Annotated in this window: 13 protein-coding genes; 6 read left to right on the forward strand and 7 right to left on the reverse strand. The window is 67.4% G+C overall.

The window, feature by feature from the left end:
- Positions 1–133: 133 nt before the first annotated feature.
- Genes PKE80_RS18540 through PKE80_RS18555 form a run of 4 tightly spaced genes read right to left on the reverse strand, consistent with a single transcriptional unit; the run spans position 134 to position 4,456 of the window.
- Positions 134–1,093, reverse strand: a complete 960-nt coding sequence (locus PKE80_RS18540; RefSeq protein WP_271183762.1) for an alpha/beta fold hydrolase — start codon at positions 1,091–1,093, stop codon at positions 134–136.
- Entirely contained in the window at positions 1,090–2,316 is a 1,227-nt protein-coding gene (locus tag PKE80_RS18545; protein WP_271183763.1) for an LLM class flavin-dependent oxidoreductase, read from the reverse strand. Before PKE80_RS18545 ends, PKE80_RS18540 begins: the two co-directional genes overlap by 4 nt.
- Positions 2,316–3,158, reverse strand: a complete 843-nt coding sequence (locus PKE80_RS18550) for an LLM class flavin-dependent oxidoreductase (RefSeq protein ID WP_271183764.1) — start codon at positions 3,156–3,158, stop codon at positions 2,316–2,318. Before PKE80_RS18550 ends, PKE80_RS18545 begins: the two co-directional genes overlap by 1 nt.
- Positions 3,155–4,456, reverse strand: coding sequence for a M24 family metallopeptidase (locus tag PKE80_RS18555; protein WP_271183765.1), 1,302 nt, complete (start codon positions 4,454–4,456; stop codon positions 3,155–3,157). Before PKE80_RS18555 ends, PKE80_RS18550 begins: the two co-directional genes overlap by 4 nt.
- A gap of 118 nt (positions 4,457–4,574) precedes the next feature.
- Between PKE80_RS18555 and PKE80_RS18560 the strand changes: the two genes are divergently transcribed.
- From PKE80_RS18560 to PKE80_RS18585, 6 genes are read left to right on the forward strand one after another with little or no spacing between them, the layout of a single operon-like run.
- On the forward strand, positions 4,575–5,444 hold the full coding sequence (locus PKE80_RS18560; protein ID WP_271183766.1) for an alpha/beta fold hydrolase: 870 nt from the start codon (positions 4,575–4,577) through the stop codon (positions 5,442–5,444).
- Between the two features lie 2 nt (positions 5,445–5,446).
- Positions 5,447–6,841, forward strand: coding sequence for an MFS transporter (locus PKE80_RS18565; protein WP_271183767.1), 1,395 nt, complete (start codon positions 5,447–5,449; stop codon positions 6,839–6,841).
- Positions 6,838–7,653 carry an alpha/beta fold hydrolase gene (locus PKE80_RS18570; protein WP_271183768.1) on the forward strand — a complete coding sequence of 272 codons (816 nt, stop codon included), beginning with the start codon at positions 6,838–6,840 and terminating at the stop codon, positions 7,651–7,653. The genes PKE80_RS18565 and PKE80_RS18570 overlap by 4 nt, the downstream gene beginning before the upstream one ends.
- Positions 7,640–8,638, forward strand: coding sequence for a phosphotransferase enzyme family protein (locus tag PKE80_RS18575; RefSeq protein WP_271183769.1), 999 nt, complete (start codon positions 7,640–7,642; stop codon positions 8,636–8,638). Before PKE80_RS18570 ends, PKE80_RS18575 begins: the two co-directional genes overlap by 14 nt.
- A gap of 2 nt (positions 8,639–8,640) precedes the next feature.
- Positions 8,641–10,041, forward strand: coding sequence for an MFS transporter (locus PKE80_RS18580; protein ID WP_271183770.1), 1,401 nt, complete (start codon positions 8,641–8,643; stop codon positions 10,039–10,041).
- 10 nt (positions 10,042–10,051) lie between these two features.
- Positions 10,052–11,005 carry an alpha/beta fold hydrolase gene (locus PKE80_RS18585; RefSeq protein ID WP_271183771.1) on the forward strand — a complete coding sequence of 318 codons (954 nt, stop codon included), beginning with the start codon at positions 10,052–10,054 and terminating at the stop codon, positions 11,003–11,005.
- Positions 11,006–11,149: 144 nt separating this feature from the next.
- Here the strand turns inward: PKE80_RS18585 and PKE80_RS18590 are convergent, their stop codons facing one another.
- The 3 genes from PKE80_RS18590 to PKE80_RS18600 are packed head-to-tail and all read right to left on the reverse strand — an operon-like array spanning position 11,150 to position 13,300.
- Positions 11,150–12,334 carry a class I SAM-dependent methyltransferase gene (locus PKE80_RS18590; protein ID WP_271183772.1) on the reverse strand — a complete coding sequence of 395 codons (1,185 nt, stop codon included), beginning with the start codon at positions 12,332–12,334 and terminating at the stop codon, positions 11,150–11,152.
- A 16-nt stretch (positions 12,335–12,350) separates the two neighbouring features.
- Positions 12,351–12,707: a hypothetical protein gene (locus tag PKE80_RS18595; RefSeq protein WP_036528996.1), complete on the reverse strand. Its 357-nt coding sequence runs from the start codon at positions 12,705–12,707 to the stop codon at positions 12,351–12,353.
- A gap of 2 nt (positions 12,708–12,709) precedes the next feature.
- Positions 12,710–13,300: an ureidoglycolate lyase gene (locus tag PKE80_RS18600; RefSeq protein ID WP_271183773.1), complete on the reverse strand. Its 591-nt coding sequence runs from the start codon at positions 13,298–13,300 to the stop codon at positions 12,710–12,712.
- Positions 13,301–13,490 lie beyond the last annotated feature (190 nt).

A 13,490-nucleotide genomic window follows, 5' to 3' on the forward strand; every position in this document is an offset into this window, starting at 1 on the left:
TCTGCGTGAATCAAGAAATTTTTATCGCCGTAAGAATTCCCTTAACTCGCGCTCTATTGAAGAGGCTCGTGCCCTTTGTTCGCCTGTCGGATGCAACGGCGTCCGACAGGCGCATTCATCACCGCACAGCGACTTACGCGAGCCAGGCTTCGAGGTCGCGGGTGAACTTCTGCGGCTTTTCCCACATCGGAAAATGGCCGAGGTCGGGGTATTGGATCAGCGTCACCGGCGCGTTGGTGAAGCGCTTCACGGAGGCATCGGCGCTTTGCGAGATCACGTCGTCGTAGCTGCACCACTGCAGCAGCACCGGCACGTGGACGGTTTCGGCCACGGCGCCGACGTCCGACGTCTTGAACGCCTTGACGTTCGCCTGGATGTATTGCGCCTGCCGGTCGAGCGCGCCGGGCAGGTTGTTCATCTCGGTGATCTGGTCGACCATGCGGTCGGTCGGCTGGAAGCCGGGCGGGGTGGTATCCTCCAGCATGGCGCGCCAGAACCAGTGCGGGCGCCAGTTCGGCAGCACCGCCTTGAATACCGGCAAGCTCCAGCTCAGGCGCCAGTTGACCTTGCGGGTCTGGCTGGGGCGCTCCAGCGGCAGCATGGAGAACGCCATCGCCGTCACGTGGCCGGGATAGGCGCGGTTGTATTCCAGCCCGACGTTGGAGCCGTTCGACGTCGCGACAAGCGCGAACTTGTCGTAGCCGAGCTTCGTCAGCAGCCCGTTCATGAGTTCGGCCGAACGCGGCGTCGAATAGACCCCGGAAGGATCGGGCGCGGTCAGGCCGTAAGGCGACCAGTCGAAGCGCACGACGCGGTACTTGTCCTTGAGGATCGCGGCGACGTCGTCCCACTCGTGCAGGTTGACGATCGAGCCGTGGAGCAGGACGATCACCGGGGCGCCGACCGGGCCTTCCTCGCGCACATGCAGGCGCACGCCGTCGATGGTGACGAAGCGCGAGGGGCCGTCGGCCCAGCGCTTTTCCAGCTGCGCACGGTCGGTCTCGCCCGCTCCGGCGCGCAAGGCCAGAACGGTGCCGCCGCCGACGAGGACGACTGCGCCCAGCGTGGCGAGTGCGATGCGGCCGATCTTCATGCCGTCACCGCTTCGCGCGCGGGCAGGCCCAGCGTTTCGCGCAGGGTGGCGCCGGGATAGTCGGTGCGCAGGCGGCCGCGCGCCTGCAGGATCGGCACGACCTGACCGACGAAGTCTTCAAGACCCCCCGGCATGTAGCTGGGCTGCAGGGTGAAGCCGTCGCAGGCGCCCGCGTCGCGCCACTCGATCATCATGTCGGCCATCTGCTCGGGCGTGCCGATGAACACGTTGTGGCCGCGCGGGTGGCGCATGAAGTTGGCGGCGAACTCGCCCAGCGGCGTGCCCTTCTCGGCGCCCGGCACGATCGAGCGGGCGACGTCGCCCTGCGGCAGCAGGGTCTTCGCGAGAATCTCGTCGACCGGGATCTGGCCGAGCGGATCGAAGCCGGTCAGGTCGCAGCACAGCGATTCCGACAGATACTCGATCGCCAGCGCATCGTCGGCAAGGTCGAGGGTCGCGGTATGCTCGGCGCGGGCTTCCTCCTCGGTGCCGCCGAGCACGCAGGACAGGCCCGGCATGATACGCACGCCGTCAGGGCTGCGGCCGACGCCCGCCACGCGGCTGCGCAGGTCGGTGCGGAAATCGACACCCGCCTGGATCGTGGCGGCGGGGCAGAAGATCGCTTCGGCCGTGCGCGCGGCGAAGTCGCGGCCGTCGGGCGACTGGCCTGCCTGCACCAGCACCGGGCGGCCTTGCGGCAGTTCCGGCCCTTCGCGGTCCATTTCGGCCCACAGTTCGCAGGCGCGGGCGACGACTTCGACGGCGTTGCGATAGCGCGCGTCCTTGGGCGGCAGTTCGGTCTCGCCGAAGTTGGGCGCGGTGTCGGGGTGCGCGGTGGTGACGATGTTCCAGCCCGAACGGCCGCCGGTGATGCGCTCCATCGTGCCAAAGCGCTCGGCCAGCATCTCAGGGCTGTTGTATGTGGTGGAGACGGTGGCGACGAGGCCGATGTGCTTCGTCACCGCCGCCATCGCCGTCAGCAGCGTGACGGGATCGAGCGTCGGCATCGCAAGGCGTTCGGGGGCGCGGCCACCGGCGCCGCGCGATTGCAGCTGGTCGCCGAAGACGATCGCGTCGAAGCGGCCCTGTTCGGCCAGCTGCGCGACGCGGGTGTAGTAGTCCATGTGGAACACGCCCTCGGGCCGGGCGCGCTCATGCTTCCAGCCGGTCGGGAAGAAGCCGATGCCCTGCAGGAAGGCCCAAAGATGAATCTGGTTTTGCATCATGCGATCTCCGGGATCACGGCGCCGCCGGGCTGGTTGGAGGCGGTGGAAGGGATGGGCAGGCCAAGCCGCGCGCGCAGGTCTCCGGCCGGGCGAGGTGCCAGCAGGGAGGCAAGACGCGCGCCGATCTGCGGCAGCTGCGTCAGGGCATCGTTCAGGGTGAAGTGTGCGCCGTCGATCTCGCGCGCCTCGAAGCGTTCGGCCAGCATCGCGGCGTCGGCATCGGCGCCGACCTTGATCAGCCGCTTGGTCGCCTGCGGGGCGGCGGTGCCGTCGGACACCAGCGCGATGTCTGCATCGTCGATGGCGATCGGATCGTCGCCGTCCACCACCAGCAGCGGATGGCCGAGTGGCGGGCGCATCGCGTTGACGGGACCTGCGACCTTGAAGAACGCGCCCTTGTAGTTCGATGCCTTGACCTTCGATGCGTCGAGGTAGCGGCCGCTTGTCTTGTCGAGGATCAGCGTGTCGCTGCCCCAGCCGTCCCACAACGCGCGGGCGGCGCCGACCATGTCTTCGGCCATGCCCTCGGGCGCGCCTTCGGGGACGACCGACCAGCCGGTGCGCCCGGCGGCGAGAAAGTCCACTGCCGACAGCGCGCGGGCGACGTGGAAGGGGTGCGCCTTCGATGCGGGCACGGTGGCGACCACGCCCAGCGTCGAGGTCATCGGTGCGGCCCAGGCGACGAGCACTTGCGCGTCGAACGGACGCTCGCCCGAACGGCCGAGCATGAGGAGGTCGAACCCGGCCGCTTCGGCGGCCTGCAGCACGGCGCGGGCATGGCCGGGTACGGCGAAGGCCGGTTCGGCCACGGAGGCGGAAAGGATGAAAGGTCTGGTCATACGATGATCACCGGGTCGTGGAGAGGATGGATGGGTTCGCAGCCGGTCTCGGTAATGCGCACGAGGTCTTCGCAGTGGGCCGAGCCGCCGATGCCGGTATCCAGCGTCGGGCAGTCGACCGAGAGGATCATGCCGGGCTCGATGACGATGTCGGGCTTGCGCCAGAAACCGCCGTGGACTTCGCCGGGCTCGTCGGTGTGGGCAAGGCCGACGCTATGCGGGCCGAAGCCGATCGCGGCCTCGTACCCGGCGGCGCGGATCGCGGTCTCGCCGATCGCGGTGATCTCGGAATAGCGCAGGCCCGGGCGCAGCTTCTCGCGCACGGCTTGCCAGCCGAAGGCGGCGGCCTCGGCGGCGCGGCGCGCCTCGCGCGTCGGCTCGCCGATGAAGACGGTGCGCGCGAAGTCGCCATGGTAGCCGAGGAACTGGCTGACCCCGTCGAGCATCAGCGTCTGCCCGTCCTCGACCTGAAGGCGCGAGAGGTCGGAGGAGACGCGGTCGACGTTGAGGAACAGCGCGGTGTTGCCGCGCGCCGCGCACTCCATGCGATAGAGCGCCTGAAGCTCGACGTGCGTGGCGCCCGCGCGGATGGCATGGCCGACCGCATTGAGCGCATCGACGTTGGAGCGCGCCGCGCGCGCCATCAGCGCATGTTCCAGCGGCGACTTCACGAGGCGGATCTCGCGCAGGATGTTGTCGGCCTGGACCATCGCGCCGGGATGGTCGTGACGCTCAGCGACTTCGGCGATGACGGTGTGGTCGAAGCCGATCCGGCCCTGCCAGAGTCCCAGGCCCTTCATGGCCGCGACGATCGCGCCGCCCGCGTCGCTGCGTGCGGTCATGGCGCCGCTGAGGGTCGCGCTGACGGCCGCCCGGTGCCGTTCGGTGCCGCTGAGTGCCGCTGAGTGCCGTTCCGGAAGGACAGTAGAGAAGGGCACTTCGAGCGCGGTCTCGTCGCCCTCGTCGCCCATGTGGGTATAGAGCCAGACGGCGACGTCGCTGCGGTTGCGCCCGTCCGCCCAGCTATAATGATGCAGGAAGCGGCTGGTCACGAGGCCCGGATTCTCCGGCCTTTCGCGCGCGATCAGGGCGAAAGTGCCCGGCGGCTGCCCGGCGCGGGTGCGTCCGATCTGCGGCCAGTGACCCAGCGCGTGAAACACGTTGATCGGGTCGCCCAGCACCAGCCCGGCCAGATCGTGCTGCTCCATGACGGCGAGCGCGCGCGCCAGGTTCATCGGCCCTTCGCGCTCGAGCGCCGCGAGTAACGCGCCATCGTCGGGGAGGAGTGTCGTGTCCATGCTGCAATATGAACACGACCGGGCGCGGTTCGCGCTCAGTGCTAAAGTTTTATTCGCTAGCCGATAAACTTTCTCTTCATGTCACGGCTTGGCGAGCGACTGGGATAGCCTGCCTCTCATGAACCCGACTGACAAGAACCCATTTGCGCAGATCGAGCGCGCTTTCGTGCGGCTCGACGAGGGCCAGCTTCACTTGCGACGCCTTCCGGCCGCAGAGCCGGGGCACACGCCGCTGCTGCTGTTCCACGCCTCGCCTGCCTCTTCTTGGTTCCTGCAGGACTTCATGCTCGCCCTGCGCGCGGCAGGCCGGCTGGGCGAGATCGTCGCGCCCGACACGCTGGGCAACGGCGATTCGCCGCCGCCCGCCCCGGCCGAGCCCGACATTGCCTACTTCGCCGATTCGATGGAACGGCTTTGCACCGCGCTCGGCTTCGACGCGGTGGACGCCTATGGCACCCACACCGGCGCGCGCATCGCCTGCGAGCTGGCGGCGGGCCATGAAGGCCGCGTGCGCCGCCTCGTCCTCGACGGCATCACCGAATACGAGGACGAACTGCGGGACGCCGTCGTCGCCAACTATGCACCTGTGGTGGAGCCCGACGAATACGGCCGCCATCTGATCTGGGCCTTCAACTTCTGCCGCGACCAGGCGCTGTTCTTCCCGCACTTCATGAAGGACGCCGAGCACCGCCTCGCCGTGCCGATGCCGCCGCCGCAGATCCTGCATCGGATCACGCTCGACGTGCTCAAGGCGCTGGATACCTACCCCAAACCCTATATCGCCGCGTTCCGCTACCGCGCGTTCGAGCGCATGGCGCGGATCGCCGCGCCGACGCTGCTGCTCAAGCCGGAAACCGAACTGGCCCTGCTCAACGCCTCGGTGAAGACCGCGCTCGGCCTGCTGGCCGATGGGCATGAGGCATCCACCGGCGGCTCGGCGCAGGCCAAGGCGGACGTGATCGCGCAATTCCTCGCAGCCGGAGCATGAAGATGGACGCTACCACCGCAGCGGGTGCGCACAAGCGCCTCGACATCGGCATCTGCCTCGGTTTCGGGGTGGGCACGGTCGGCGTGTCGATCATGCTCAACACCGTGACGACGTACTTCCCGGCGCTGATGTCCACCGTGCTCGGGCAGTCGCCGGAGATTGCGGGCTACCTGCTGATGGTCTCCAAGCTGGCCGACGCGGTGATCGACGTCGTGATCGGCAGCCTGTCCGACCGCGCCCGCACCCGCTGGGGCCGCCGCAAGCCATTCCTTGCCGCAGGGGCGCTGCTTTCGGCGGTGTCGTTCGTGATGCTGTTCGCGCCGCCGGTCATGGGGCAGGGCGCGCTGATGGTCTGGATGATCGCCGCGCTGGTGATCTATTCGACTGCGTATTCGCTGTTCAACGTGCCGTACATGGCGCTGCCCGCCGAGCTGACCGACGGCTTCCACGAACGCACCCGCCTGATCGGTTTCCGCACCGTGTTCGTCTCGATCGGCCAGCTGCTGGCGATGGCGGGCACTGCGTGGCTGATCCAGAGCGGCGGCGCGGGCCGCGCGGGCTTCGCGACGATGGGCCTCGTCATGGCGCTCATCATCGGCGGCGCCATGACTGCGACGGCGCTCTCGGTGCCGGTCCAGCACGGTAGGCAGCCCGCGACGGGCAAGCACTTGCCGGGCTTCGCGCAGATGCGCGCCATCGCCCGCAACCGGCCGTTCATGATGCTGCTGGGCGCGAAAGTCTTCCAGTTCCTTTCGTTCGCCTCGGTCGCATCGACGATGCTGCTCTACATGCTCAACGTCGTGGGCGTGGGCTATACCGGCCAGATCATCATGGCCGTGACGCAGAATGTCGTCACCGCGCTCGCCATGCCGCTGTGGGTGTGGAGCGGCAAGACGATCGGCAAGCGCCGCACGTACCTTTGCGGCGTGGTGATCTTCTGCCTGACCACGCTGAGCTGGCTGCTGGCCGACAACTCCATCACCACCGTCGGCATCATGGTGCGCGCGGTAGGCGGCGGGCTCGGTTCGGGCGCGATCATCCTCATGTCGATCTCGATGCTGGGCGACACGCAGGCCTATGACCGCGTGCTGACCGGCGAGGCGCGCGAGGGCCTGCTCTCCAGCGCCATCGCCGTGGTCGAGAAGGTCAGCTTCGCGCTCGGCGTTGCGGTGCTCGGCGTGTTTCTCCATGCGCTCGGCTACGTGCCGACGACGGGCGGCGCGATCGTGAAGCAGCCCGAGAGCGCGATGCTGGCGCTGAAGGTCGGCTTCGCGGTGATCCCATCGATCATGTTCACGATCAACGGGCTGTTCCTGTGGGCCTACGACCTCGACGAAGACAAGTTCGCCGCCGCGCGCCTGCGCAGCGAAGAGGGCTTCGGGAACACCGCGCTGTGATTGCACGCGCTTACACGACCTGCCGCTACGGCCAGATGCATTACCGCATCGCCGGAACGGCGGGGGAGCGCGCGCCCGTCGTGCTGCTTCACCAGAACCCGTCATCGTCCTTCGAATACGAGCCGCTGATCGCCGCGCTCGCGGCCGATCGTCTGGTCGTGGCCTTCGATACGCCGGGCTACGGCATGTCGGATTCGCCGTCCGCGCCCCCGGGCATGGCGGGCTATGCGGCCGCCTTCTCCGATGCGCTCGATGCGCTGACGGAGGAAGGCGTGCTGGCGGGCAAGGTCGATCTTTACGGCTTCCACACCGGCTCGCTGTTGGCCTGCGAGCTTGCCATCGCCCGGCCGGACCGGGTCCGCGCCGTCGGCCTTACCGGCATCCCGATGTATGACGCCGAGGCCCTCGCCAAACGCCTCGCCGATGCCGAGAACTATCCTGCGCTCGACGAGGAGGGCACCGTCGTACGCGACCTGACGGCGGGCCTCTGGGCCTATGTCGTGGGCAAGCGCGACGCCCGCGTCCCGCTCGAAAAGGCGGCGCTGAACTTCGCCGACAAGGCGCGTGCGATGGACCGCTTCACCTGGGCCTATCGGGGCGTGTGGTCGTGGGACTTCGCCCGTCTCGAACAGGTCTCCCAGCCCGCGCTGCTGCTGCAGCCCGCCGAAGACCTCATGCACCTTTCACTCAAGGCGGCCGCGCGGCTGCCTTCCTGCCGAGTGGTTGAGCTTACCGACCTCGACCGCGACATTTTCGATATTGCACCGGAGCGACTAGCTGATGAATTGCGAGACTTCCTTGACCACCTCTGACCTTCCGCTTGCCGAAGTATCGCACTCGGTCCTCCACCCGGACTTCATCGTTCGCGAAGTGGCACGCCGCTACGCGCTGAAGGGCGACCTCACCTGCTTCCTGCTCTATCGCGGCATGAATGACGTCTACCTCGTGCAGGACGCCGAGGCGAAGTACGCCCTGCGCGTGTGGCGCAAGACCTACCGCGATGTCGACGACGTGTCCTATGAACTGGATTTCCTCGACTACCTGCGCCGCGCGGGCTTCCCCGCCTCGGTCGGTGTGCCGCAGCATGACGGCAAGCTCTACTTCAAGGTCATGTCGCCCGAGGGCGAGCGTGCGCTCGCGCTCTACGACTGGGCGCCGGGCGTGAAGTTCGGTGATCGGCTGTCCGAGGAAACCGCCTTCCGCATCGGCGCGGCCATGGCCGAGATGCACCTTCATGGTGATGCTTGGGTCGGCGAAGGTCACACGTTCTCGACCGAGACGGCCAAGGACTACAACATCTGCATGCCCGCGCTGATCGACTTCGTCTACGATCGCCCGGACGACCTGCGCGATTACCCGATCATCGCCGCCAACCTCGACAAGCGGCTGGACGAATACGCCGCTTCGGGCAAGGTTCCGCTCGGCGTGTGCCACCGCGACTTCCACCCGAGCAATGTCCACGTGGCGGAAGACGGCCAGATCACGCTTCTGGATTTCGACGCGGCGGGTGAGGATTTCCTCATGCAGGACGTGCAGAACTTCGTGTGGGGCAACCTCTTCTACGGCTTCGATCCCAAGATCGGCGAGGCTTTCGAGGCGGGCTATGAATCCGTGCGGCCCTTCACGCCCGAAGAGAAGGATGCGATTGAAGTGTTCCTGATGGCCAAGTGTCTGCGCCTTGTCGCAGGGATGGCGCATAGCTCGACGGCGGTGGGACGCGGCACGCTGCGCTTCCGCAATCTCGACTGGCTGGGCGACTACATCAAGACGCGCGCCCGCGCCGCCGGACTGCTCTGACGATGGCCGGCCCGCCAGCACTCGACCTGACTCCTCTCGATATGCCTGAGGTCTCCGCGACCGACGCTGTGCGGCCGAACACGCGCGGCGCCTGGACCATGGTGATCATGCTGTTCCTTGCGGGTATCCTGTCGGTGATCGACCGGGCCGCGCTGAACATCTTGGTCGACCCGGTCCGCGGCACGCTGGGCATCAGCGACGAGCAGATCGGGCTGCTGCAGGGCCTCGCCTTCGGGCTGTTCTATGCCTTCATGGGCATTCCCATGGGCCTTGCCGCGGACCGCATTTCGCGGCGCAACCTGATCGTCGCAGGCATCGGCCTGTGGAGCCTCGCGACGATCGGGAGCGGGCTGGCGCAGTCGTTCGGCTCGCTCTTCGCGGCGCGCCTGCTGGTCGGGCTGGGCGAGGCGGCGCTCGGTCCCGCCGCGATCTCGCTGATTGCGGACCTCTTCGCGCCTGCGCGGCGCGGGCGGCCGATCTCGGTCTACATGATGGGGCAGGGGCTGGCGAACGGCATCGCCATCTCGCTGACCAGCCTTATCCTCGCGGCGGCGGGAGCGGGGGCGTTCCTCGGCTTCCCGGTGCTGGGCGGGTTGGCGGCGTGGCGTACGGTGTTCGTGATCTTCGGTGCCTGCGGGCTCGTCATCGCGCTCGCCATGCTGCTGCTGACGCGCGAGCCGCCCCGGCAGGGCGATGCCCCCAAGGGCGCGGCGCAAGTGCCCGGCGCGGCGGAGGCGGCATACCTGTGGCGCAACCGCGGCGTGTTGCTGCCGCTCTATTTCGGTTTCGCGACCTGCTTCACCGTCGCTTACGGCGGCGCGTCGTGGGCGCCTTCGATGCTGCTGCGCGCCTATGGCGCCACGCCTGCCTATCTCGGTGCGTGGCTTGGCCCGTTGTCGATTCTGTTTTCGGCGATCGGGCCGTTGGTCGGCGGTACGCTGCTGGATCGTTCGATGCGTTCGGGCGATACCCTGGCGCGGTTCCGCATCCTGTCGGTCGCGCCGCTTTTCGCGCTGCCCTTCACGCTTTCGGTGCTGGCGCACGAGCTGCATTTCGCGACCGTGCTGGTCGCCTCGGCCAATGCGGTGTTCTCGGTCGTCGGCACGGTGATGTTCGCGACGCTGCAGTCGGTGGTGCCGCCGCGCATGCGGGGCAGTTCCATCGCGCTGACGCTGGTGCTCAACACCATCCTCGGCGCGAGCCTTGGCCCGCTCATGGTCGCCAGCGTGACCGAGCGCGTGTTCGGCGATCCGGCAAGCGTCGGCTGGTCGATCGCGCTGGTCTGCGTGCCGTTCCTGCTGCTGGGCACCGGGCTCTACGCCGTGGCCCTTCGCGCCATCCGCAAGGCACGGCTGCAGGGCGACAGTGAATGTGCGCGCCTGCTCGCAGGGGAAGCCCTTTAAGGAGATGACGATGCGCTGGGTATTCGGAGCCGCCATGCTGGCGATTACGTCCATGGCCGGCGCTCAGCCGCCCGAGGTGCCCTCCGACGCGCAGCTTCGCGAACGCTACGCCCTCCCGGCTTCGCACTTCGACACCATCGCCGGGGAGCCGTTGCACTACGTCGACGAAGGGCGCGGTCCGGCGATCCTGCTGCTGCATGGCTCCTATGCTAACTTGCGGCAGTGGGACGGCTGGGCGGCGAAGCTGAAGCGCCATTACCGGGTAATCCGCTTCGACCAGTCCCCGCTCGGCCTGTCCGGCCCGAACCCGCGCAACGACTATGAACTGAGCCAGCGCATTGCCGTGATCGACGCGCTGATGGACAAGCTCGGCGTGCGGCGCTTCGTCATCGCCGGCACCTCCAGCGCGGGTGTGCAGACCGCTGCCTACGCCGCCGCGCGGCCCGAGCGGGTCTCGGGCGTGATCCTCTCGAACATAGCCGCCGGGCCGCTCAAGATCGATTACGCGGCGATGCCGCAGGCGCTCAAGGATGCGGTGGCGCAGGACGCGAAGCATCCCGGCTGGCACGAGCCCGAATTCTGGCGCCAGATCATGCTGGCGAACATGCTCGACGCGAAGGCGGTCACGCCCGGGCTGGTGGCGCAGTGGACCGACCTCAACAACCGCGCGATGCGCGATCCGGCGACGACGGCGGGCGCGATGAAGGCGGCGACGGGTTCGCTGGCGTTCGCGCGCACCCCGGATGACTTGCGCGCGATCACCGTGCCGAGCCTGTTGCTGTGGTCTTCGGACGACCATGAAGTGCCGCTGGAGAAGGACGGGCGGCAGGCGCTCGACCTGCTCGGGGCGAAGGACAAGCGCCTCGAAGTGGTGGCGCAGTGCGGGCACATGATGCCGATGGACTGCCCCGCGCGCTCGGTGGACGCGGCGATGCCGTTCCTGAAGCGCGTGGCGGGGAAATGACGCTCCTCGTTCGTCATTGCGAGCGAAGCGAAGCAATCCAGGGCAGAGTCGCACCGCCCTGGATTGCTTCGCTTCGCTCGCAATGACGAGCCTTAGGGCTGACGGATACGGGATGAAGGGAGGGGCAATTACATCCCCTTTACCTCACTTCATCGCCGAACAGGCGTACCAGCTGCCGATCATCGCATGGCCCTGCGGGTGGCCTTCGGTGAAGAAGTCCTCGCGATCGGGCTTCAGGTAGGACGTGCCCTTGCGGTAGCCCACCAGCACCGTGTCACCCGCAAAACCGGCATCGACGGCGACCTTGTGCCAGTCGATCCGCGCCAGCGAGGTCATGAACGGTTCGTTGTTGTAGTGGCTCTCGAAGTCGCAGCGCATCTGGTCCCAGAGCGACAGGTGCTCGTGGCGCGGCGGCACGTCCACGTGGCACATCACGCCGCCGTCCCGCAGCAGGCGGTGGCACTCCCTGAATATCTGCCGCATGCCCTTGGCCGAAGTCTCGTGCATCACGGCAGACGAGCAGACGAGATCGAAGCTGCCGTCCGCGAAGTCGGTATGCTCGGCGTCCTGCTGGCTGAAGTGGATCGGCACGCCCATCGATTCCGCGCGGGCATGGCCATAGCGCAGCATCGGCGCGCCGACGTCGAGCGCGAAGATCTCCGCGTCCGGGAAAGCCTGCGCGATGGCGACGGTCGAATGGCCCACCGAGCAGCCGAGGTCGAGGATGCGCTTCGGCTTGAAGTCCGGGTAGAAGTCCTGAACGTGGCTGGCGAGGCTGTGCCCGCGCCCGTCGTTCTTCCATCCACCGTTGAGGTTGCGCAGGTACGTCGAGGCGAAGCGGTCGTAGAGCGCCCCGGCGCGAAAATCGTCCTGCGCGGTATCGACCACGTAGCTGCCCGGCATCCGGTGATGGTCGAAGGCGGCGATGTAACGCGGGATCTCAAGCTCCGGGTTCAGCCGCAGCGAGCCCTTGGGCTTGGCCACCTGCGCCTTCACCTTGCCTGCGAGTTCGTCGTACTGGCGGTCGATCGCGCCGTCCAGCGCCTGCCAGATGCGGTCCTGGTAGGTGAGCGAGAGCGTCAGCCAGTACTGGTGCAGCGGATGCGCTTCCAGCGCCTGACGGACTTGCGCGCTGGAGGTGGGCTTCGCGCCGGTCTTCTTCTCGATGCCGGGGACGATCACTTCGTCCAGCAGGCGGCGGTCGAGCGGGTCCATGTTGCGGTTGGTCCACGCCCGCATCGCGAGGAAGTGGTCCTCCATCGCCTGCTCGTCATGAGTGGCCTGCGGCATGACCGCGTGGCCGAAGTGTTCCTGGCGGTACTGTTCCATGGGTGATCCTCCTGCCTCAGTCGCGGGTCACGGCGTCGAGGACGCCTTCGTAGTCGTTCTGCTGTGCGAGTGCCTCGGGCATCAGCTTGTCGCGGGCGGAGCCGAGCACGCGGTCGTAGATCGCCTGGCGATAGGCGCTGCGCTCCGTCTTCGTCTGCGCGTCGGGTGCGAACATGTCGATGTCCGCCGGACCGTGCAAGCCCGCCGCCGCGAGCAGGCGTTCGTTCGCGTCGAGGCGGTCCTTGAGGACCACGACTTCGCCCAGCAGCGCCAGCACCATGCCGGCGAGGGCGTCGGTCGTCTCGCTTTCGAAGATGACCGGCTGGCTGCCCTTGGAGTGCGCCTTGCGGTCGAGGTTGATGCGGTCCGCCACTGTCAGTTCACTCCCAGATCGAAACGGAAGACGTGGCCGGTGCGCGCCACGATGTCCTTCTTGTCGAGGTCCGGCCCGTGGGCTTCCTCGGTCTGCGCGTCCTTGGCCTTGAGGTCGTAGCCGGTCTGGCTGGAGAGGATCACGACGAGGTCGGTGTCGTCCTCCACCGCGAAGGGAAATTCGTGCCAGGTGCCGATGTGCATGGCGAAACCGGCGCTGCCGTCGAAGCGGAAAGCGCGGACTTTCGACAAGTCGGGCAGGTCGTCCTCGCCGGGAGGGGCCATGACTGCGACGAAGGGCTTGCCGCCCAATGGCAGGAATGCCTGCGTGTGCTGGAAATGGCGCTCCATGTAGCGCACCTCCCCCTGGCGGCGGTCCATCTGCGCGAGGGTGATCTCCACCGGATGCTCGCATAGAAAGCGCGCCGGGTAGCTCATCTTCACCGCGCCCTTGTAGAAGTCGACCGAGACCGGCGTGACCGGCGCCTCGCGGCCGACGATCGCGCCGAATGGCGCCAGCGCCTCGGCGCTAGCCGGTTCGACTTCGAGCTGGATTACCGTCAATTCGCCGGTGGCCCGGCTGTCCTGTGTCATCCCTGTCTTCCCTCTGCCTTTCTGGCGAGGCGAGAATGATCGAGAATCGGAAATCTATTAGGGTGCAACAGTAAATTGATCGCCAGATGGAGAGGGCGGTGCTGCGACCCTTCGACAGGCTCAGGGTGAGCGGGGGTGGTGCAGGGACCAGTAGTCACGGCCCTCTCCACCCCGCTCAGGCTGAGCTTGT

The sequence above is a fragment of the Novosphingobium resinovorum genome (assembly GCF_027922145.1).
Lineage (GTDB): Bacteria > Pseudomonadota > Alphaproteobacteria > Sphingomonadales > Sphingomonadaceae > Novosphingobium > Novosphingobium resinovorum.